Raw genomic sequence first — 20,301 nt, 5'->3', positions numbered from 1 at the left:
TCTATTTTTGCGTAATTCGTGGTTCTATTTTTTTACAATGACTTGTAGTTCACGCGGGTGATGAATTCCTTCTGGAACTGACGATCCATCTTGGTGAAGTGGGCAGAATAGCCAGTAACTTTCACAACGATATCGTCGTATTCATCTTTCTCCGGATGGTCATAGGCATCCTTTAGATCTTCCAGATCGAAAACGTTCAGATTGATCTGCACGCCGCCTTTTTCAAAGAACGTCTGAGCAAACTGATCGACCAGCTCACCACGGTCGGCATCTTCCGCGAAATAGCTCGGATGCAACTCTATTTGGAACGAACCGCCCTGATACTTGGCAAAGTCCAGCTTGCAGAAGGAATTTGCCGTGGCGGTCATGCCGGCACGATTGCGGCCATGCATCGGGTTCATGCCGTGTGCGAGTGGTTCCTTGCGTTTACGGCCATCCGGTGTTGCGCCAAGGTATGGCCCCGCGACCGTGTGTCCCTGATATTGGAAAAGCGATGTACGGAAGTGGCCGCCCTTAATGCTGCGCTTCGCTTCCATAACTTCACGGACCTGTTCAGAGATCTGTATGGCCATGGCATCGACGCCATCCTCGTCATTTCCAAACTTTGGAAGATTCAACAACACCTGGCGTATAATTTCCTCGCCTTCGCCAGTCCAGTCGCATTCGCAGGCATCGCGAACCTGCTTGAGCGAAAACTTCCTGTCTTCGAACACGGCCTTTTTCAGCGCATACATGGAATCCACCACGTTCGGAACGCCCAGAACATTTACAGACGGATAGTTATAGTCCACGGAATCAAAGTCGGTAATGTCGCGCCCTTTTTCAATTGGGCCATAAGAAACCAACGAGGTGATCATTTCCGGCCACAGTTGAGCGTGATATTTGTACGCTTCGTTTTTAAAATTCACTAAGGCTTCGCCGCTTTTATCCACCTCTTCACAGTAGAGGTTCCAGAAGCCGTCCCACCCTTCAATGCCCTGTTCAATGGCCATATCGATAGCGCGTTGCATCGGAGAGATGAGGACAATACAGTTTACATCCTGATCCTGATATTCGCGGCCCGGAATACAGTACCACTGGCATCCGCTGTACGACGTGTTCATCGCATGCTTTTCATCGAAACCGGTACGCAACTGGCTGGCAACGAGGACATCGGAGTTGACGAGCGCTGGCACCCCGCAGCCATGACGGCCGACGACATCACATGAATATTTAAAAAAGTCTGGATCCATATCCTTGTGCCATTGTACGCCAAATTGGTTGTATCCGCCGACCAAATCGTAGGCTTCCAGCCCGATCCAACTCATTTCGTTGGTGGCATCGGAACCATCTTCGTTCCGTCCGCCATACGAAAGATGAGGGCCATATTTTAAATACCATTCTCCCAGCAGTTCGCGAGCGCGTTCGCGGTCGATACGTCCTGCGGCTTTGTCGGCCTTATAGAACGGTATCAGCAACTGGTCAAAACGGCCATAGCCGTTTCCGTGCCCATTGACGCGCTCTACAATCATGTAGAGCATAATCCACTGCAACGCCTCGTGGTACGTCTTCGGCGGTTCATAGGAAATGTTTGCGCAATTTTTCGCGACGAGTTCGTAGGACTCTTTTTTTACCGGATCCATTTCGGTTTCGGCCAGCTTAGCGGCCTTTTCGCCATGGCGCTGCACAAAGTCGATGACAGACAGAACGACCTGTTCACTGGCATCCAGATAGGTCACAGATTTTTCGTTACCATACGTCGCATGCTTATTGCGGTTTTTACGAATTTTTTCCAGCAGTCCACCCCAGCCGAGTTTAAGACCGATGGAAAGATCCGGACAGCAATGCGCTAGACTAAATCCACCGGCGCCCAATTCGCGGGCAACCAGCCCCAAGTCGGCGTGGGATTTCGGATATTTGTAGTAGCGCGCTTCGTCTAACTGCCAGTGAAATTCACCGACGATCTGCTCGTATGGATGCACCTCCGCTTCGGAGTGACGAAGGAAGAAGGCATAATCGTCCGCCCAGTTGGTGACGGTCGGCTCATAGCCATTGACCTTGGAAGGCATCTGCGCCGCATACGGGAACGGACCGCCGACATCGACACGCGCGGTGTGGTCGCCGATATTGATGCGCTCGTCTTCGGAAGCGGCCTGCTCACCGGTTGCCGCCGCAAAGGTTTCCGCTTTCCCGGACCAGTGATAGATCAGGAACTCCGCGTTGTCGCAGTAGATATCTTTTTTATGGTTTTTAGCCAGCCAGTCGCGGCGATCAATCAGTCGCTTGATGCGATTATTGGGTTTAAAGTTGCTGTTGTGCAGATCTGCCGCATAGATGCGCTCGGTGTCTGTATAGTCAAAGGTTTTCATAATTTTATCCTCGTGAATTGGTGTCTTAGTTATTCCGCTTTTCCTCATATTTTTCCATGGACAGGATTTTGGAAATAATGGACAATATCCCGATGTATCAGAGCTCAATGCAACAGAGGAGTGAAACAGAAGTAAGCAAACTGCTCAAACAAGCAGGGCTTAAGTTTTCGGATTTTTCGGATATCCCTCTTCCTGACATCCGCCGTGCCCAGCGCGGCGCGTTCCCGGATATGCGTATGGCGCATCTTGCGTCAGCTTTGCGCGATGAGTTTCTGCAAAAGCCGATTACGGGCGATCTGCTCTGCACGCGCGTCGGTTTTCAGGGAGCGTCGCCAGCGCACTACATACCCCGACCGATCGGAAGCTATGACTATATCCTGATCTATTGCGACGACGGACAAGGCTGGCTCGAACTCGATGGTAATGAATGGACGGTGGAAAAACACAGCGCCTTTCTCGTGCCCGCACACGTTCCGCATAAATACGGTGCCAATCCGGGGCAACCATGGTCCAACCATTGGGTGCACTTCCAGGGGAAACAGGCCGCGGAATTCTGTGAGCTGGTTTTTCCCTCTACAGGAAGCCCGGTCATACATCTGCCACAGCATCAGGAAATGGCTGCCTGCATTGAACAGCTCTATCAGTTCATGAGCAAGGTACATACCTACTCCACGCTAGTTGCCGCGACCGGCGCACTGAGCCAGCTGCTTGGTGTCATCCAGCTGCGCATGAGGTCATCCGAACAGCGTAGCCGCACCGCTGATGAAAACATCGACAAGACCGTCGAGTTCATGCACCGCAATCTTGCGCGCAAATTGCCCCTGAAGGAACTGGCCAACATTGCCGGCATGAGCCTGAACCACTACGGCGTGCTTTTCAGCAAGCGCTACTACAGCACGCCGATCGACTATTTCAATCGACTCAAGATTCAGCGTGCCTGCGAGCTGTTGACCACAACGGGAATGCGCATCAGTGAAGTGGGTGAGCAACTCGGCTTCCCCGATCCATACTACTTTTCCCGGATCTTCAAAAAGATCATGGGCATCTCGCCGCGCGACTATCGATAGCGCTTGCGCAATAGATGCATCATATAAATATTGATGTCCCACTGGCTGGAAATCGCTTGCTGCGTAAGGGGCAGTGAAGCGGTATAGGGCCAAGGGCCGAACTCGGTCGTTATGGTTAGGGTTTCTGAATCCTTGGCTTGGTGTATTTCAACAATTCGGTCCCACCAACTAAGAAAGCGTTCAACAATATATGCGTTTTCAGGCGCACGAGGATCGTTGATTTGCGGCCCCTGATCATAGCCAACGCGGGAATGGATGTGATCCGCCCTTTCTATGGCCATATCGACGAATGCTTCCTGTCCTTCCAACAGTGATTCAGAAACACAACACCAATGGGAGAAATCCGCGGTGAGCCGAAGTTCCGTCCGCGCTTCCAGATATTGGAAAGTCAGAGCGGCGTGATACGGAAAGCGACCCCTATGCGTTTCATGCACAATCGGAACACCACAGGATGCGCCGACCTCCAGTGCAATGTCGACGATCTCCAGATTTTGCTCAAATGTGAAGAAATCAATTCCCGTATGGCAATTCAGTTTCTGTGGTTTGAGTGCCGTGATGCGTTCAAGATTTTCGCGGTAATGCGCTTTGTGTTCCTCAAAGTCATGCGCGCATGTGCCGGAATGCTGAGCCACGTATTCGAGTCCATTTTCTTTAAGCAGGTCCAATTGCACTACTGTCTCAGCTGGATCGGTGCTGAGGTTGAGCTCAATGCCGTCAAAGCCGGCTTTTGCGACATCGTGACAATACGTTTTGAAATCCCGATGTTCATAACCCCAGTGCGGGGTGAAGAATTTAATTTCCATTACGCCTTCTCCGGGATGGTGGGAGTGAAGCAATAGTTCGGATCTTTCTGCTGCTTAAGGACGGTCGGAATAATTTCGCGATAGGCCGCGAACCAGCTGGGATGGGTTTCCGGAAGCTGATCTTTGATTTTTTCATGCAGCTTTGGCAGGGCATGGAACGGGATGGCCGGGAACATGTGGTGCTCGATGTGGTAATTCATGTTCCAGTACAGGAAACGCGTGAACGGATTAAGGTAGATGGTGCGTGAGCAGAGTCGGTGATCGCGCACATTTACTTCCATGCCGGTATGCTGAATAAGATCAAGCGAGCGGCCCAGCGGTGCGCCGTAAAAACGCGCGAACAGGGTGTAAACCACCGGCAGCCATGTGTTGAACACAAAACAGGATGCAATGACACATCCGTGGCCAATCAACCAAAGCCGGGAGCTCCAGATCATTTTATTCCACTCATTTTTAGGAACGATCTGTTTGGCATCATCGCTGATATTGCCCAGCGCATGCCGGATAATGGGGAGCGGATTAAAAAGGCCGACAGCAAAAAACTTAGGAATCATTTTCCAGATGGAAACGGGGCGTTGGATTTCAATTTCCGGATCATCCTCTTCATAATAGGTGAAATTGTGGTGCTGCATGTGTCCGTAGCGGTTGTGCACCATTTCCACCCCGTTAAAGAATGATGCGACCCAGCACCAGAACCCGTTCAGGTTTTTATTTTTGAAGGGCGTACCGTGAAATGTTTCGTGCATCATGTGGTTGAAAAAACAGTAGACGGTGCCATACGCAAAGAATGCCGGAATCACCCAGGGAGTGCCGATGGCGCGGTAGGCGAGCACTCCCAACCCGATCAGCAGGGTCAAATAAAGCGCGGTGTGCGTAATACCGACGGCATCGCTCTTTTGCATGAGTGCTTTCATTTCGTTTTTCGGTACGTCGCATTTGTACCATCTAGGCTTATCTGTCGCTTTCATATTAAATCTCCTGATTAAGTTCTTAATGGGACTCAATCTACGTAGTGGCAGGCGCAATTGCCATGGATGGTATCCCGAACTAAATGGACAATAGCACCGTGATGGTACTAGATCTTATTGGCATGTACCCCCTTGCTAAGTTTCTTCCCGGTTCAACTCGTCTAGAACTTTGCATTTCTCCTTGTGTAGGTGGCTTGGAGTGGTTTTGAGGGTCTCATCTTCGAACCATGGACCCATGCGGGCTGCGAAGTCCTCGGTACGGGCGGCGGGGTAATGGGTTGGAGGTTAAGCCCCTAATTGTCGGTGAAAACAGGTTTGTCGCTCGCAGAATATAATTTTATAGCACCATAAAATCTCTTCTCAAACCGTAGGCTTAACTCACGAACGAAGTGAACCTCTAATGACCGAGTGAATGGTTGTAGAACATTGAATCCATTTCGTACGGGCCAGCCGGGCCCACGCTCGTTTCTCGCTGAGGCCAGGCGCTACTTCCTACTATCCCAAAAATTATTCTGCCGCCTAATTATTCTGCCCAAATGTCCTGAACCACGGGTTTTTACCTCGGAATGCAGAGAGATGAGGTCAGGCTAAAAAGGCTTAACCTCCGCCCCATTACTAGGGGGGTGAACGACGAGTTCAATGCGATCACCAACCGCATCAATGTGGACGCTGCAGAGCAGCAGTTCATTCGCCTAAAAATTGAACAACCATCATGCGGATATAGGATCCGATTCAGAGCGAGCTTCGGCACGCTGTCGTATTTTTTCAGGTGAGTGCGGTTCCGGAGAGCCGTTCGCAAACTGGACCCTTTCCTGGTCGCAAAACGAATCACACATCCTCCGTATGAAGGTGATATAAATTAAATCTCAAGAGTCTGTAGTATAGATCGACTCCGAGAGATAAGAAGTATCTGGAAGCAACGAGGCGACTGGATGCATAACGGAAAAGGAAAGGTAATTATGAAATATACAAAAGGAAAACGGATAATGATGGCCGTGGCGTTGTTGGCGGTCTCCAGCATGAGCGCGCAGGCCACGTTGCTGGCCTATGAAGGATTCGACGCGGTTGGGAATATCCGGGTCAGGGCTATGCCGGGCGGCATGGGCTTCACCAACAATGCGACGCTCACCAACTATCGGATGAGAACCTACGACTCAGCGGGGCTATCCTACACCGACGGCCAGGGAAACTCGTTGGAGGTAGAGGGGCAGTATGGGGGGATGGATGTACTGATCGCCGGCACCAAAAACCTGCAATTGGAACTGACCGACGGTGCGATCAGTAGTGGAACCGTTTATATGAGTTACCTGTTCGATGCCGATAACGCCACAACCGGCTTCACCGCAGGGCTTTTGAGCGGGGCGGTGGGAGCCTCCAGCACCATGGGTCCGGTTATGCAGGCCATGGTTCGCGCGACGTCCACAGGATGGGGCAACTTTGGAGTCCCGAGCGGTATTGACGATGTTGACGGCCCCACGACCGCCGGGCTTCATTTCGTCGTTTCCGAGGTAAATCTCGATGCCGGCACGATGACGACTTACTTTGATCCAACCGATCTGACCGATGTGGCTGGGAGCGCCTCCCATACGATCGCCTCGACGGGAGCCACCTTTTCGCCGATTACGCATTTCGGGCTCACCCTAGGCGCTAATATTGGCTATGTGGACGAAATCCGGATCGGTGAGACGATCGGTGATGTTACGCCCATCCCGGAACCGGCGACTTTGGGTTTAATCAGTGCATTTGGCGGTGCGATTCTTTTCATTCGCAGATGCTTTATGATCTAAATTCCCATCACACATCGATAGAAATAAAACGTCCCGCCCTTGCGGGATGTTTTTTTTACACCGTTTCGGAATGCGCACATTGAAAAAACCTTTCAATGCGCTCAAGCAACACGGTTTCTATGGCGTCCGGGATGCGGGTGGCATCTTGATAAATCGCTATAAACATAAACTCTCAGGGGAATATCATGAATTCAGTAATCACAAGTCTATGGTGGATCGCGCCGATCGCATCCATCTTCGCGCTGTTGTTCGCGATCTTCTTTTATAAAAAGATGATGTCTGCGAACGAGGGCAACGCAACCATGATCGAAATCGCGGGGCACGTCCGTGAAGGCGCGATGGCCTATCTGATGCGCCAATACAAGGTGGTCTTCATCGTCTTCATTGTCTTGCTGATTATCCTGCAAGCGCTGGCCTTTGCCGGCATTCAGAATCCATTTGTTCCGATTGCCTTTTTGACCGGTGGCTTTTTCTCCGGCCTCTGCGGGTTCATTGGAATGAAGACCGCGACCGCGGCTTCCTCGCGCACGGCACAGGGTTGCTCGGAAGGGCTCAACCGCGGCCTGCAGGTCGCGTTCCGTTCGGGCGCGGTGATGGGCTTGGTCGTGGTTGGTTTCGGTCTGCTCGATATCTGCATTTGGTATTTTGCACTGGATAAAATTTATTCGCCGGAAAACATGATCAACGGCGTACATTTCCTTGGCATGGAAATTGTGCCGGCAGGGTGTACCGTTACAGAAAAACTGGTTCACATGACCACCACCATGATCACCTTCGGCATGGGCGCGTCGACGCAGGCGCTGTTTGCGCGTGTTGGCGGCGGCATCTACACCAAGGCGGCCGACGTGGGCGCCGATCTCGTGGGTAAAGTCGAGGCCGGCATTCCGGAAGACGACCCGCGCAACCCGGCGACCATCGCGGACAACGTCGGCGATAACGTGGGCGACGTCGCTGGCATGGGCGCCGACCTCTACGAATCCTATTGCGGATCCATTCTCGCCACCGCCGCACTCGGTGCGGCGGTTGGCGCGCACCATGTCATGAACGGCACTGGAACCGAAGCCGACGCCATTGGCCTTGTGACCGCGCCGATGATTGTTGCCGGTGTGGGCACCATCCTTTCCATCGTCGGAATGTTCATGGTGAAGTGCAAAGACGGCGCCACGCAGAAGGGGCTGCTGAAAGCCCTGCTCACCGGAACGCTCGGCAGCTCGGCTCTCATCGTCCTCGCACTGGCCGGCATGTGGCAGCTCGACATGATTTCCGGCGGAATCGTTCTTTCCGTAATCTCGGGTCTTGCGGCGGGCGTCATTATTGGCCAAGCGACCGAATATTACACCTCCGCTGAATTCAAACCGACCAAGGGCATCGCCGAACAGGCCGTCATGGGGCCGGCGACCACCATCATTGATGGTCTCGCTACAGGGATGTATTCCACCGGGATCCCGGTGCTCACCATCGTCGTCGGCATCATCTGCGCCTTTGGCTTCGCGGGCGGATTCAGTGATATGTCGATGGGCCTCTACGGCATCGGATTCGCCGCGGTCGGCATGCTGGCCACGCTGGGCATCACCCTCGCGACCGACGCCTATGGCCCGATCGCCGACAACGCTGGCGGCAACGCCGAAATGGCAGGCCTTCCGCCGGAAGTACGCGAACGCACCGACGCGCTCGACTCGCTCGGTAATACCACCGCCGCGACCGGAAAAGGTTTCGCGATTGGTTCCGCGGCCCTCACCGCGATGGCACTGCTCGCCGCCTATATTGAAGAAGTTAAGATCTGGATTGCCAAGCTTGCGGGCGAAGGCATGTTTGCAGGATTCACCGCCGAACAGGCCGAACATGCGGGCATTATGGATTTTGTGAACAGGTTCGAACTGCACATCATGAATCCCCTGTTGCTCTGCGGTCTGTTTCTCGGCGGCATGATGGCGTTTGTCTTCTGCGCTATGACCATGAAAGCCGTCGGCCGCGCCGCCGGCGCGATGGTCGAAGAAGTGCGCCGTCAGTTCCGCGAAATCCCGGGCATCATGGAAGGCACCGGCAAGCCGGACTATGCTTCCTGCGTTGCCATTTCCACCAAGGGAGCACAGCGCGAAATGCTCGTCCCCTCCCTGCTCGCCATCATTGTCCCGGTTGTAACAGGTCTGATCCTCGGCGTTCCGGGCGTGATGGGGCTGCTTGCCGGGGGCCTGACCACCGGCTTTGTGCTGGCCACCATGCTGAACAATGCGGGCGGCGCGTGGGACAATGCCAAGAAGCACGTTGAAAATGGTGCGCACGGCGGCAAGGGCTCCGATGCCCACCACGCCGCTGTCGTTGGCGACACCGTCGGCGATCCGTGCAAAGACACCTCCGGCCCATCGCTCAACATTCTCATCAAGCTGATGACCATGGTCAGCATCGTCTTCACCCCGGTTGTGATCAAGTTCTCCCCTGTGATTCAGGAGTGGTTGCACATCGTCACCAAATAGTTCTAATGGTCGGAGGGGCGAACGTTGTGTTTTACCCTCCAATCTGATAGTCTCATCGACCTGCTCAAGGGAATATTGACCCCGTTGGGAGCGCAATATGCGAACGAAAGGAATGCAGAGAAGTATCGAAGATTTCAGTAGAGCGCTTGAGCAGGGATATGCGGCTGTGTATCGCCGGAACTTTGTTTCGGTGACTTATGAATACATGGGCGGCTATATTGAAGAGATTACGGGTTATGCTCCTGAAGAACTCACTCCGGAGATGTGGGATAGCCTCGTCCTTCATGTTGAACAGAAAGGCGAGCTCTCTGGATTGTCGAAGGAGGAGTGCTTCCGTATGAATCGCTCTGGGCAGGTGGACCGCTGGCAGGCGGATATGCAAATCCGAACCCGCTCAGGGCAAACGCGCTGGGTGAGCGATATGTCAACGGTTCTGCGCGACGAGTCGGGGGACTGCTTTGGTACTCTCGGCGTCCTTCAGGATATTACGGAACGTAAAGATGCAGAAAAAAAGATGGCAGATTTGGCAGAGACGCTGTGCTTGAGGAATCGGGAGATAGAAGCTGACCTGGCCTTGGCTCGCGAGGTTCAGCATGCCCTTGTTTCCGGGCAGCTGAAGCAATTTCCTCTGGATGTTATGAACGAAAAGGTACGTGCGAATTTTTCGCATCGTTATATCCCTGCCTCGACTCTGGCCGGTGATTTTTTTGAGATTCTGCCTTTGTCCGAACATGAAGTCGGGATCTTTTTCTGTGATGTTATTGGGCATGGTGTGCGAGCCGCACTGCTGACTACCTTTTTGCGAGGCTTGATTGAGGAACTTGTGCCGCAGGGCGACGACCCCGGGGCCTTGCTTGGAAAAATAAACCGAAGTCTCAAAGAGGTTTTCGGTCAGTCCGATTCTCTGCTTTTTGCCACGGCGTGTTATTTGGTGCTCGATGTGTCTACTGGCATGATACAGTTTTCCAATGCTGGGCATCCTGCTCCGTTATGTCTTCAACCGGCAAATCAAGTGGTTGCGAAACTGGAGTCTCCTGATCAGACCCCCGAGCCTGCACTGGGCATTGTGGAGGGGTATGCATACACAACGCAAAAATATTGCCTGACCGCCGGCGAAGCTTTGCTGCTTTATACCGATGGCGTGTTTGAAGCGTACGATGCCAATAACGAAATCTACGGTGAAGAACGGCTGATGGCTTTCATTAAGCAGCACCTTGATCTGGCCTCCGAGCTTCTGATGGACGAACTCCTCCATGATGTCCGGTGCTTTTCCACCTCTGAAGATTTTGAGGACGACGTCTGCTTGCTGGCTGTTGTGCCTACGGCAGTCGCATAGGTATTCTTAGTTGACGCTACTGTTAGAAGCCCGCGCGGATAAGGTGGCAATGAAGTCGTAAATAGGGACGTTTGTTGACGCAATCTGGACGTTCCAATTTTACGAGTAGAAAAGGTAAATTGGGAATCCTGAAATGTTCACAGGTTCGGGCAACGGCCTCTTCGTCCTGAATGGATACACATTGATTGGAATCAATGGAAATGATGAGAACTATAGTAAATCTGATTTGTACTTTTATTTGCTCGGCACAAGTGCTGCAAGCGTCAACCCTGACGTCGGGCGAATCGATTCGTGCGCTGTTGCTTGGCGATCCCAAGGGCTCAGACAAGGCGGAGCTCTTTCATGCCGAACCTGTCAGCGGTGCGCAGTCGTCACTTCTTGGAGGGGAGATTTCTCTGCGCAGGAATTTTATGGCGGAGTTTGATCTAAAGCCGAGCGAGTTGGATGCCGCATTGGAAATTCGCATGTCATCTCGAAAAGCGGGAGCTGAGGGGGCGGGATATATTCTCTCCACGTATAATCTCCATAGCGGGATTTCATCCTTGGAGAAGATGCCCGGTGGAGCCGTCTTGAAGCAGATGCAGGATTTCGCGGTGCTGGCTCCAGATCGATTGTACCGCTACCGTCTGTTGAAATGGGCGAACCGGTTTCAGCTGTATTTGGATGGACAGCTCCAGATGGATTATACGGAGGCGGATGACGAGGCTCAGGTGTTGTCGAACGACCTCTATGTGACGATGGGTGCCGAATCACTCCGATCAAATGTTAAGGTGTCCAGTTTGGTGCGGAATCCGTTTTTGGTGCCTGCTTTAAAACGGACCGTGGAGGTACGGGATCTTAACGGTCTGCTACGTGCCGTGGGTCAGGCCAAGGCCGGGGATGAAATCCTGCTGGCGGATGGCCGATATGAAGATGTGCAATTGGAGATATCCAATTCCGGTGCCGCTAACAGCCGCGTCATTATACGTGCAAAAAATCCCGGGCAGGTGGTTTTTTGCGGGACCCCGGCGATTGGAATTAAAGGGTCCTACATTACGGTGAAGGATATTGTTTTCACGGAGGGGATCGCCCCGGACGGTGATTCGGTTCCGCCGTTGGTTACTCTTGATGGGGCCTATAACCGTTTGACGGGTTGCGTGGTTGATAATTTTGACCGTGATTCCGCGTTTAAGAAAAAAGAGTTCAAGTGGGTGAGAATGCCCGGAGAACATAACCGGGTGGATCATTGTTCATTTATTGGGAAGCGATCGGGGAATAACCTCCTTCCAACCGGCGGGCTTCCTGAATCATGGGATCGCATTGACAACAACTACTTTAATCTTTACCCGGGCAAAACGCATCCCATCATGGTCGGAAGCGGCTGGGTGGCAACAAACGAATCGCACACTCTCATCGAATATAATGTTTTCGAGAACTGTGTGGGTGAGATTATTTCGGATAAGACCACAGGCAATGTAACGCGCTACAACGCTTTCTTTAATTCAGCGGGCGCGATGTCGTTACGCCAAGGACGTCGTGCCCACGTGTATGGGAATTATTTTGTGCAGGACAGAGAAAATCATGATTTCTGGCCCGAAGAGCGAAAAGGCCATGCCCTCACGTGTGGCATCAGCATCCGTGAGTCGGGACATCTGGTAGAACATAATTATTTTGAGGGTTATGCATCAGCCATCAGGCTGAGAAGCGGCTCTCCGGAAGGCTTCCAAGAGCCGGGGCGCCCTGCAGTACTGCCGCGGCATTATGCGCCGGCCAGTGATACGCTGATCCGGCGGAACACGATTGTGGCGCGGCAGACCGTTGTCGTGGTGGAAGACGTTTTTCCTGAAACGGATATTAAAAAGCGAACTGTTCTAGCGTATGATATTCGAGCCGAAAACAATGTGATGATGGGGACGGATGAAGCGTTGCTGGTTACCCTGGAGTATAAGGAACCGGTGCGCTTTAAAGGCAACTGTTTTGAGCACCTTCCGGAGTTGAATGAAGATGTGACGAACGATGAATTGATCAGAGATGATATGAAAGATAAGTGTGCTGAAGGGCGCGGCTCTTCACTGGTTTTAATGCCCATGTTAACAGGGGATTCGGTCGGGCCGGTCTGGCTGAGGAATTAAAGGAGAAATGATGAACTATTTACAGATTGGGTTAGTCGGGTTAATGGCATGGCCTTCCATCATGAATGCGGAGCTTGACCCTCATGCGGTCTATACCCCCTTAACATGCGAAGGGCGGGCCGTTGATACCCGTCGCGGGGATGAAATGGTCCGCGAGTATATGCACGGCCAGATTGAGTCGATCGAAAAAGAAACCTTTGCGGGGATGGACGAATTGGCCGACTGGGAAAAGGCCCGCCCGGAAATTCGCCGGCAAGTGCTGGACTCGCTGGGGCTGGATCCGCTACCTGAAAAGACGGATCTAAATGTCCGCGTGGTTAGCCGGATTGACCACGGCGATTTTATCGTGGAAAAGATACTGTTTGAATCGATGCCTAAATTGTATGTGACGGCTAATTTCTATCTGCCGAAGTCGGTTGAAAAGCCCTTGCCGACGATCCTGTATTTATGCGGACATGCCGGATCTTACAGGGATGGTGTGACGCATGGGGCGAAAACAAGATATCACTATCATGGGGTTTGGTATGCGCGCAACGGATATGCCTGCCTGATTATCGATACATTGGATGAGGGCGAAATTTCCGGTATCCATCGCGGAACCAGCAAGGCGCAGCGGTTTTGGTGGCATAACCGGGGCTACACGCCTGCCGGGGTCGAGACCTGGAACGGAATCCGGGCGTTGGATTATTTGGAGACGCGGAACGAAGTCGATGCCGCCCGTATTGGTGTGACGGGCCGAAGCGGTGGGGGGATCGACAGTGTTTGGCTCGCTGCGGTGGATGAGCGTATCGCCGCTGCAGTTCCTATTGCCGGAAAAACATCAGATATAAGAATGCTGATTGAAGAAAATACGATGGATCTTAGCTGCGATTGTGCCCATGCCATCAACATGTACCAGCACGATACGGCAAAAACCATGGCGCTTATTGCGCCCCGACCGGTATTATTAGGGGGTTCCGATAAGGATGACTATTATCCGCTGGATGGGATTGTTCGCGTTTATCAAAAAACCTTGGAGATCTATAAGCTATATGATGCGGAAGATTCCCTTAGTCTGAACATTGTTCCGGGGGGACATAAAAGCACGCAGGAAATGCGCATTCCTACATTTCATTGGTTTAATAAATACCTGAAAAATGACAATTCGTTGATCACGATTGCGGCCGAAAAAGTTTTCGATATCGAGGAGCTTTCTCTGTTTGGGGATATTCCGGAAAGTGAAAAAACGGATTGGATGATCAATCCGGGGCCGCAACGCTCCGATAAACCGCCGTATAAAATGACCGGACGGGTGCCCGGGGATCAGATCAATACCCAAATCGATGAATTGTTTGTTCCGCGATATGTCCCGCTATCCCCAGATGCAACGGCGAGTGAAATCCAGGGTCGGTATGACCGGAACATGGAATTGCTTAAGCAGAAAACGTTTCGCTCTTGGCCGAACGATCCCTCCGACTTGAATGTTAAGGAAGGGCTCTCGGTCGTCAGGGATGGAGTTCGTTTTTCATCGTATCGCTTCACTTCGCAGGAAAACATTGATTTGACGATGTACTTGATCCGGGCAGCGGATGCAAAAACCATGGATCACGTCGTGCTGGATGTGGTGGACGAGCAAGGTTGGGACGGCTTTCTTGCAAAGATGAAGCCTCGTTTCCCCGGGGTTCTTGCCGAGGAGCGGGATCCGGTTGCGGATGACGTTGCTGGGTTTGCCGATCTTATGAATCAAGTTCGGGGAGGTCATCGTGCCGTTGCCGTTTTTGCCCCGCGTGGGGTCGGTCCAACGGCGTGGAATCCCTATCAGCATCATTTGATTGGATTTTTGGCACGTGAAAACGGAAACAATCCGTACGAGTGGGAGGTCGATCTAAAATACACCCGTCGCATTTATCGGCAATTTGTTGAACTGGGACAAACCGTTGATGGCATGCGGGTGTGGGATGTGCGTCGGGCCATTCAAGTTCTGAAAGAGGTCGGAACGCAGGCGACGACGGTTGATCTCCGAGCTCGGGGAACGAGCGCGGGCGTGGCACTTTATGCCTCTTTGTTTGAAGACGGCATCGAAGCGCTACATTTATGCGATCTCCCCGCAACGCATCGGCAGGGCCCTTATTTTCTGGCTGTAAACCGCTATATGGGCATGCCGGATGCAGTCGTTATGGCCGCCTTGAAGGCGAGGGTCTATCTGAATGGTGGAACCCGTGGTGAGTGGGCAGATGCGTTGAAGAGGGCTGAAAAACTAGGCCGAGGAAGCGTTATTGAGCTTACCTCAAAGGGAGTAGAGGATTAGTGACTTTGGTTGTTCTGCTGACGGGCATGGTTTCGTTGGCGGAACGGGGACTTCTTCGGCGCCTTTTCATACGAATGATTGGCCGATCGAAGAAGGACCGCCGGGGCGTTAACGCGGATTCACAAATCGAATATGAAAATGAAGGAGAGTCGCTATGAATCGTAAATGGGGTTTGAGTCTTTTTTTTGCATTGGGCTGTATCGCGTTTGTTTGCCAGGGAGGTTCTTCGAAGAATCTCCCCGCATCCGTAGAAACAGATCCCGCTCTTCAGCGTTTTCAGCAGATGAAATTCGGTATGTTCATCCATTGGGGGCTCTACGCCGTTCCGGCGGGCGAGTGGAAGGGAAAAGAGGTTCCGGGCATCGGCGAATGGATCATGAATCGAGAAAAGATTCCTGTATCCGAATATGAACCACTGGCCGCTACATTCAATCCGGTAGAGTTCAATGCCAATGAGTGGGCCGATTTGGCGAAGGATGCGGGGATGAAATACATGGTCATCACCGCGAAGCACCACGATGGCTTCGCCATGTATGGTTCGAAGGCCAGCACATATAATATTGTGGATGCAACTCCGTATGGGAAAGATCCGATGACGGCGCTTTCGGCGGCCTGTGCGGAGCGTGATCTCAAGTTTGGGTTCTATTATTCCCAGGCACATGATTGGCATGAACCAAATGCTTTCGGGAATACATGGGATTTTTCGGGGAAACGCGATCCTGAAATCTACATCCAAAATAAGGTATTACCGCAGGTAGAAGAATTGTTGGAGGGCTATGGTGATCTATCCATGATCTGGTTCGACACCCCAAGATTAATGAACAAGGATCAAGTGATCGAGTTGCGTAATCTAGTGAAAGAAAAACAACCAAGTTGTCTAGTGAACAGCCGCATTGGCCACGATCAAGGCGATTATGATCAAACAGAAGACAATACCATCCCGACCCAGGTTTATACATCCAATGTGTGGGAGGTTCCGGCCACATTGAACCGTACCTGGGGATACAAAAAGAATGACCACAATTGGAAGAGTCCGAAAGATCTCATCTGCAAGCTGGTTGATATTGTTAGCAAGGGCGGGAATTATCTGTTGAATGTGGGTCCCGATGCCACCGGTGTTATCCCGGAGGACAGTCAACGGATTTTAAGGGAGGTTGGGCGATGGATGGCCGTGAACGGCGAATCCATTTATGACACCTCGCACAGCCCGTTCAACATCAATGGCATCACATGGCGCTGTACGGCGAAGCCGGGTAAGCTCTATCTGCACATACTGAACTGGCCGGGCGAATCACTCGATCTCGATGGACTGAGCAGCCGTGTGAAGACCGCCCGTTTTTTGGATGGAGGACCATCCATTCAATTCAACCAAACTAAGAAACGTCTTTCTTTAGTACTTCCCCAGACTGCACCTGATCAGATTAATACGGTTATTGTGCTGGATATTGAGGATGAGCAAGCGGTGGTTATACCCGACTTTGGCTATGAGACTATTCCTGCCGTCTGGAACCTGTATGCATGGGAAGCAAGACTGCGGGGGCCAGATTTAGTTTATGATTGGGAAACTCAGTCCGTTGATAATTTTATTTTGGCGCATAATCTCAATCAACTGAGTTGGATTAACCTTCCGAATGAAGAAGGAGAATATTTGGTGGATATTGAATATGCCTGCGAAAATGATAAGGCTGGGAGCCGTTATGTTGTATCTAGCCGCCGCAGTGAGTGGGACAACCAAAATACCGAGACCTCCGAACTGATTCGTGTGGTTGAAGGAACGGATGGGAAATTTGTTACTAAACGTCTAGGTAGCGTAAAAGTTTTTTCACCGAATTGTGCAATCCACTTTGCGCTGCAAAAAGATTTGACATCGGAGTCGGTCAAGGTTCGAAAATTAGTTCTGACCCGGGTTGAATAACGGAAGAGCGGATTCACAAAGAGATCTTGAACTAGGAGACGAGTCGTTATGAGTGGTAAATTGGTTTTTAAGTTGGGTTTGGTCTGCATGTTGGCTTCGGGTGCGTTTGCACAATATGACATGTCGGTTTATCCGCCTGAATTTCCTGAGGCGAAAGAGATCGTTTACAAGACGATTGATGACGTTGAACTCAAGCTCTACCTGCTCGCTCCCAAGGGGCATAAGAAAACGGATAAGGTGCCAGCCATCGTATTTTTCTTTGGGGGTGGATTTTCTAAAGGTACGCCTGCCCAGTTTCAGCCGCAGTGCAACTATTTGGCTGAGCGGGGGATGGTCGCCATCACGGCCGACTATCGGGTGTCTTCTCGCCACAACTCCACTCGGGTCGATTGTGTGAATGATGGGATATCGGCCATGCGCTATATTCGGACGCATGCCGTCGAGCTGGGAATTGATCCCGCCCGAATTGTGGCGTCCGGGGCTTCTGCCGGGGGGACCGTCGCTGCTTGTGTCGGGGTTATTCCCGGCATTGATAATGGGGATGCAGACCAGTCGATCCCTTATTTAGCCAACGCCATGGTGCTGTTCAACCCCGTGAGTCTAGGAAAGAAGCCGTGGGAAGGCTTCTCGCTGGACTATTCACCGTATGCCCATGTGAGCGAACGCACGGTTCCGAGCATCCTGTTTTTCGGGGAGCAGGATGCGCATGCCAAAAAGGCCAAACCCTTCCAGAAATTGGTTAAGTCCAAGGGCGGGCGGTGCGAGATTCGGGTTTGGGACGGTGTTGGGCATGGCTTTTTCAACCAAGGGAAAGATGACGACAAATATTTTAATGAAACGAACCAGGCGATGGATAATTTCCTCGTCTCGCTGGGGTATTTGAAATAGTTAAAAATGAATTCAAAATGATAGGAGCAAGGATGAAAAATGGGATTATAGCATTACTCACAAGTGTATGGGTTGTTGGCTCGGCGGTTGCCGTTCCTTCCGCACCCCGCCTGCTGGAAAAGTATCCGACGGAAGCGGACTTTCTGGCGGCCTATGCCGATGAAGATCTGGAGGCCCGGATTACAAAAGAGACTCCTCGGCTCTTCTTGACGAAAAGTAGGGTTGATGAATTTAAGAAGGACCCCGAGAAGTGCGCACTCATTGCTTCATACAAAGAACATATTGAAGCGCAAATGGAGGAGTATAATTATCCGGCGATCAGCCCGGTCGAGTATTGGGCGCAGTTTAAGGAGATACTAAGTGAGGATAGCAGATTAGTAAGCCGAGGGAGATCACGGTTTGATCCGACCGATGATGCGCTTAAAGCCGCATGGGTCTATTTATGGACCGGCGATCAACGATTTTCTGAGTACGCGGAATGGCTGTTGTCGGTTTCGCTGCTAACCTATGAGTTGCGTGCAGAGCTATACTATACGATCGACTGGTATGGTTGGTCCCGCTTGAAATGGGTTATGACCTATGACTGGATTTATAATGATATGCCGGAAAGTAGCCGCTCTGATTTGCTTCCGCGCTATGTCAATGCCATGGCGCCTTATGTGACCGGCAAGAAAAAGATGGGTTCGTATAATGAAGCAGGAAATGGTAAGGAGATGGGGGCGTACGGACCGGGGTTCCTTAAGTTTTATATTCCGATTGTTGCCTTGGATAAGCCCTTTATTCCTGAAGAGATGAAAGCAAACCTGTTGCGGCCTTGGCTGCAGAAGGGATACCACGAGCTGTTGGAATTATTGTATTATCGCACGCAAAGTCGCGGGGAATTCGGCGGGTGCAGCAGCACGACCTTGACGTATTCAATCGGGGCCTATCCGAAAACAATATTTAATTTTTTATATGTTTCTAGATCGGCTCTCAATTTGGATTTCGCCGCCATCAGTCCAGATCTGCTCGGCCTTCCATATTATCTGATCTGGAACATGATTTTGGGAGAAAACGAGGTGTTGTATCAATATGGATCGGGCGATCTGCAGAAGCGCGAAAGCAAATTCCCTGGTCAAAACCTCGATCACTATATGGAAGCTTTCATTTCGCTCTACCCCAACGCCGACCCTAATTCTACCGATCTTATGCGATTCATAAGGGATAAGTTTCCGGCGGAAGAGGATCATCTCTATTATTCGCTTCTACGTGAGAGTCAAGATGAGACGAGAGCGGAATTTGATGAAAGCATATTGCCAAAGGCTTTTTATTTCCCGGTAATGGGGCAGACCTTTTCCCGTAATGCTTTTGCCACCAATGGCACGTATGCCATGTTCCAGTGCGGTGGAAAAATGATTGCCCACCGCCATGCGGACAATCTTCATTTTACCCTATATAAAAATGGATTCCAGGCCCTTGATTCCGGTAATCGGCCCAGATATTCCGATGGCGACCACTCGAAGTATTATTATCAGCAAAGTGTTGCGCACAATGTGGTTTTGATTCATGGAGATGGCGATAAGAAAAGGGGCAATAGAAATGATTCATTCTATGGCGGACAGATTTTTAATCAGCGGTTGAATTCCGAGGTGAAATCATTCCTGTCGAATGAAGATTTTGCGTATATTGCTGGCGATGCGACGGGGAGTTATTCATCGAATCATGTCAATGAAGTGACCCGACAGTTTTTTCATATTTATCCGGACCTATTCTTGGTCTTCGACCGGATTGAGAGTAAAAAGGCCGCCTTTCGTAAAGATTGGCTTTTGCATTTTGCGGACGAGCCGCTCGTGCTTCCGGATAATAGTTTTGTCAGCGCAAATGGAAGCGGTCGATTGCTCGGAAAAACCTTGTTGCCAAAAAACGTAAAAACCAAAATCGTTAACGGATTTAAGTGGGATGAAGATACCGAATTCCCGATTCATTACTGGGATAAGTTTTCGGCCGCCGAGCAGGCCAATCAAGGCAAGTGGCGAGTGGAAGTGACGCCTGGGAAAGCGCAAGAAAAAGATGTTTTCCTGCATCTGCTTCAGGTGGGTGATGCGTCGCTTGCAAAAATAGTTCCTCATAAAGTGGTTGAAAAAGAGGGTACTGCTGCGGTTCGCATTTCGTATAACGACAAGCTGTATACCATTCTTCTGAATAAAACCGGAGAACTTGGCGGCAGCATTGAAATCCTTGATGTGGAGAGTAACACGACATCCAAGGTTAAACTGAAAAATATCGTTCAGGATCAGGTCCCGTTTCTTGACTAAATATGGGGTTTTCCCTGAAAAAA

12 protein-coding genes are annotated in these 20,301 nt (G+C 51.3%); 9 read left to right on the top strand and 3 right to left on the bottom strand.

What is annotated here, in order from left to right:
• Positions 1-32: 32 nt before the first annotated feature.
• Positions 33-2,348: a pyruvate formate lyase family protein gene (locus SCARR_RS05740; RefSeq protein ID WP_168433033.1), complete on the bottom strand. Its 2,316-nt coding sequence runs from the start codon at positions 2,346-2,348 to the stop codon at positions 33-35.
• Between the two features lie 107 nt (positions 2,349-2,455).
• On the opposite strand from SCARR_RS05740, the gene SCARR_RS05735 reads away from it, so the two are divergent.
• Positions 2,456-3,415 carry an AraC family transcriptional regulator gene (locus SCARR_RS05735; protein ID WP_168433032.1) on the top strand — a complete coding sequence of 320 codons (960 nt, stop codon included), beginning with the start codon at positions 2,456-2,458 and terminating at the stop codon, positions 3,413-3,415.
• Here the strand turns inward: SCARR_RS05735 and SCARR_RS05730 are convergent.
• Together SCARR_RS05730 and SCARR_RS05725 are read right to left on the bottom strand one after the other, a co-directional pair.
• On the bottom strand, positions 3,406-4,218 hold the full coding sequence (locus SCARR_RS05730; protein WP_136060546.1) for a sugar phosphate isomerase/epimerase family protein: 813 nt from the start codon (positions 4,216-4,218) through the stop codon (positions 3,406-3,408). The two genes, SCARR_RS05735 and SCARR_RS05730, sit on opposite strands and share 10 nt — an antisense overlap.
• A complete protein-coding gene (locus SCARR_RS05725) occupies positions 4,218-5,186 on the bottom strand; it encodes a fatty acid desaturase (protein WP_136060545.1) in 969 nt (322 codons plus the stop codon). The genes SCARR_RS05730 and SCARR_RS05725 overlap by 1 nt, the downstream gene beginning before the upstream one ends.
• 959 nt (positions 5,187-6,145) lie before the next feature.
• On the opposite strand from SCARR_RS05725, the gene SCARR_RS05720 reads away from it, so the two are divergent.
• The 8 genes from SCARR_RS05720 to SCARR_RS05685 all read left to right on the top strand — a co-directional run bounded on the left by SCARR_RS05720 (position 6,146) and on the right by SCARR_RS05685 (position 20,278).
• On the top strand, positions 6,146-6,973 hold the full coding sequence (locus SCARR_RS05720) for a hypothetical protein (RefSeq protein ID WP_136060544.1): 828 nt from the start codon (positions 6,146-6,148) through the stop codon (positions 6,971-6,973).
• A gap of 185 nt (positions 6,974-7,158) precedes the next feature.
• On the top strand, positions 7,159-9,447 hold the full coding sequence (locus tag SCARR_RS05715) for a sodium-translocating pyrophosphatase (RefSeq protein ID WP_136060543.1): 2,289 nt from the start codon (positions 7,159-7,161) through the stop codon (positions 9,445-9,447).
• A gap of 97 nt (positions 9,448-9,544) precedes the next feature.
• Positions 9,545-10,783 (top strand): PP2C family protein-serine/threonine phosphatase, encoded by a 1,239-nt coding sequence (locus tag SCARR_RS05710; protein WP_136060542.1) that lies wholly within the window; start codon positions 9,545-9,547, stop codon positions 10,781-10,783.
• Between the two features lie 200 nt (positions 10,784-10,983).
• Entirely contained in the window at positions 10,984-12,894 is a 1,911-nt protein-coding gene (locus SCARR_RS05705; RefSeq protein ID WP_168433031.1) for a polysaccharide lyase 6 family protein, read from the top strand.
• Between the two features lie 7 nt (positions 12,895-12,901).
• Positions 12,902-15,181, top strand: a complete 2,280-nt coding sequence (locus SCARR_RS05700; protein WP_136060540.1) for an alpha/beta hydrolase family protein — start codon at positions 12,902-12,904, stop codon at positions 15,179-15,181.
• A 154-nt stretch (positions 15,182-15,335) separates the two neighbouring features.
• Positions 15,336-17,096, top strand: coding sequence for an alpha-L-fucosidase (locus SCARR_RS05695; RefSeq protein ID WP_136060539.1), 1,761 nt, complete (start codon positions 15,336-15,338; stop codon positions 17,094-17,096).
• Positions 17,097-17,144: 48 nt separating this feature from the next.
• Positions 17,145-17,984 (top strand): alpha/beta hydrolase, encoded by an 840-nt coding sequence (locus SCARR_RS05690; RefSeq protein ID WP_136060538.1) that lies wholly within the window; start codon positions 17,145-17,147, stop codon positions 17,982-17,984.
• A gap of 32 nt (positions 17,985-18,016) precedes the next feature.
• Positions 18,017-20,278 (top strand): heparinase II/III domain-containing protein, encoded by a 2,262-nt coding sequence (locus SCARR_RS05685; RefSeq protein ID WP_168433030.1) that lies wholly within the window; start codon positions 18,017-18,019, stop codon positions 20,276-20,278.
• The last annotated feature ends 23 nt before the right edge of the window (positions 20,279-20,301 follow it).

This window comes from Pontiella sulfatireligans (assembly GCF_900890705.1).
Classification (GTDB): Bacteria; Verrucomicrobiota; Kiritimatiellia; order Kiritimatiellales; family Pontiellaceae; genus Pontiella; species Pontiella sulfatireligans.
The sequence above is the reverse complement of the archived record's forward strand: the minus strand, read 5'-3'. Positions and strand labels throughout refer to the sequence as shown.

Excerpts from the sequence above, each read along its gene's own strand:
- SCARR_RS05725 (WP_136060545.1), bottom strand. The coding sequence starts at position 5,186 with ATGAAAGCGACAGATAAGCCTAGATGGTACAAATGCGACGTACCGAAA.
- SCARR_RS05710 (WP_136060542.1), top strand. The coding sequence starts at position 9,545 with ATGCGAACGAAAGGAATGCAGAGAAGTATCGAAGATTTCAGTAGAGCG.
- SCARR_RS05705 (WP_168433031.1), top strand. The coding sequence starts at position 10,984 with ATGATGAGAACTATAGTAAATCTGATTTGTACTTTTATTTGCTCGGCA.
- SCARR_RS05700 (WP_136060540.1), top strand. The coding sequence starts at position 12,902 with ATGATGAACTATTTACAGATTGGGTTAGTCGGGTTAATGGCATGGCCT.
- SCARR_RS05690 (WP_136060538.1), top strand. The coding sequence starts at position 17,145 with ATGAGTGGTAAATTGGTTTTTAAGTTGGGTTTGGTCTGCATGTTGGCT.
- SCARR_RS05715 (WP_136060543.1), top strand. The coding sequence starts at position 7,159 with ATGAATTCAGTAATCACAAGTCTATGGTGGATCGCGCCGATCGCATCC.
- SCARR_RS05735 (WP_168433032.1), top strand. The coding sequence starts at position 2,456 with ATGCAACAGAGGAGTGAAACAGAAGTAAGCAAACTGCTCAAACAAGCA.
- SCARR_RS05740 (WP_168433033.1), bottom strand. The coding sequence starts at position 2,348 with ATGAAAACCTTTGACTATACAGACACCGAGCGCATCTATGCGGCAGAT.
- SCARR_RS05720 (WP_136060544.1), top strand. The coding sequence starts at position 6,146 with ATGAAATATACAAAAGGAAAACGGATAATGATGGCCGTGGCGTTGTTG.
- SCARR_RS05695 (WP_136060539.1), top strand. The coding sequence starts at position 15,336 with ATGAATCGTAAATGGGGTTTGAGTCTTTTTTTTGCATTGGGCTGTATC.
- SCARR_RS05730 (WP_136060546.1), bottom strand. The coding sequence starts at position 4,218 with ATGGAAATTAAATTCTTCACCCCGCACTGGGGTTATGAACATCGGGAT.
- SCARR_RS05685 (WP_168433030.1), top strand. The coding sequence starts at position 18,017 with ATGAAAAATGGGATTATAGCATTACTCACAAGTGTATGGGTTGTTGGC.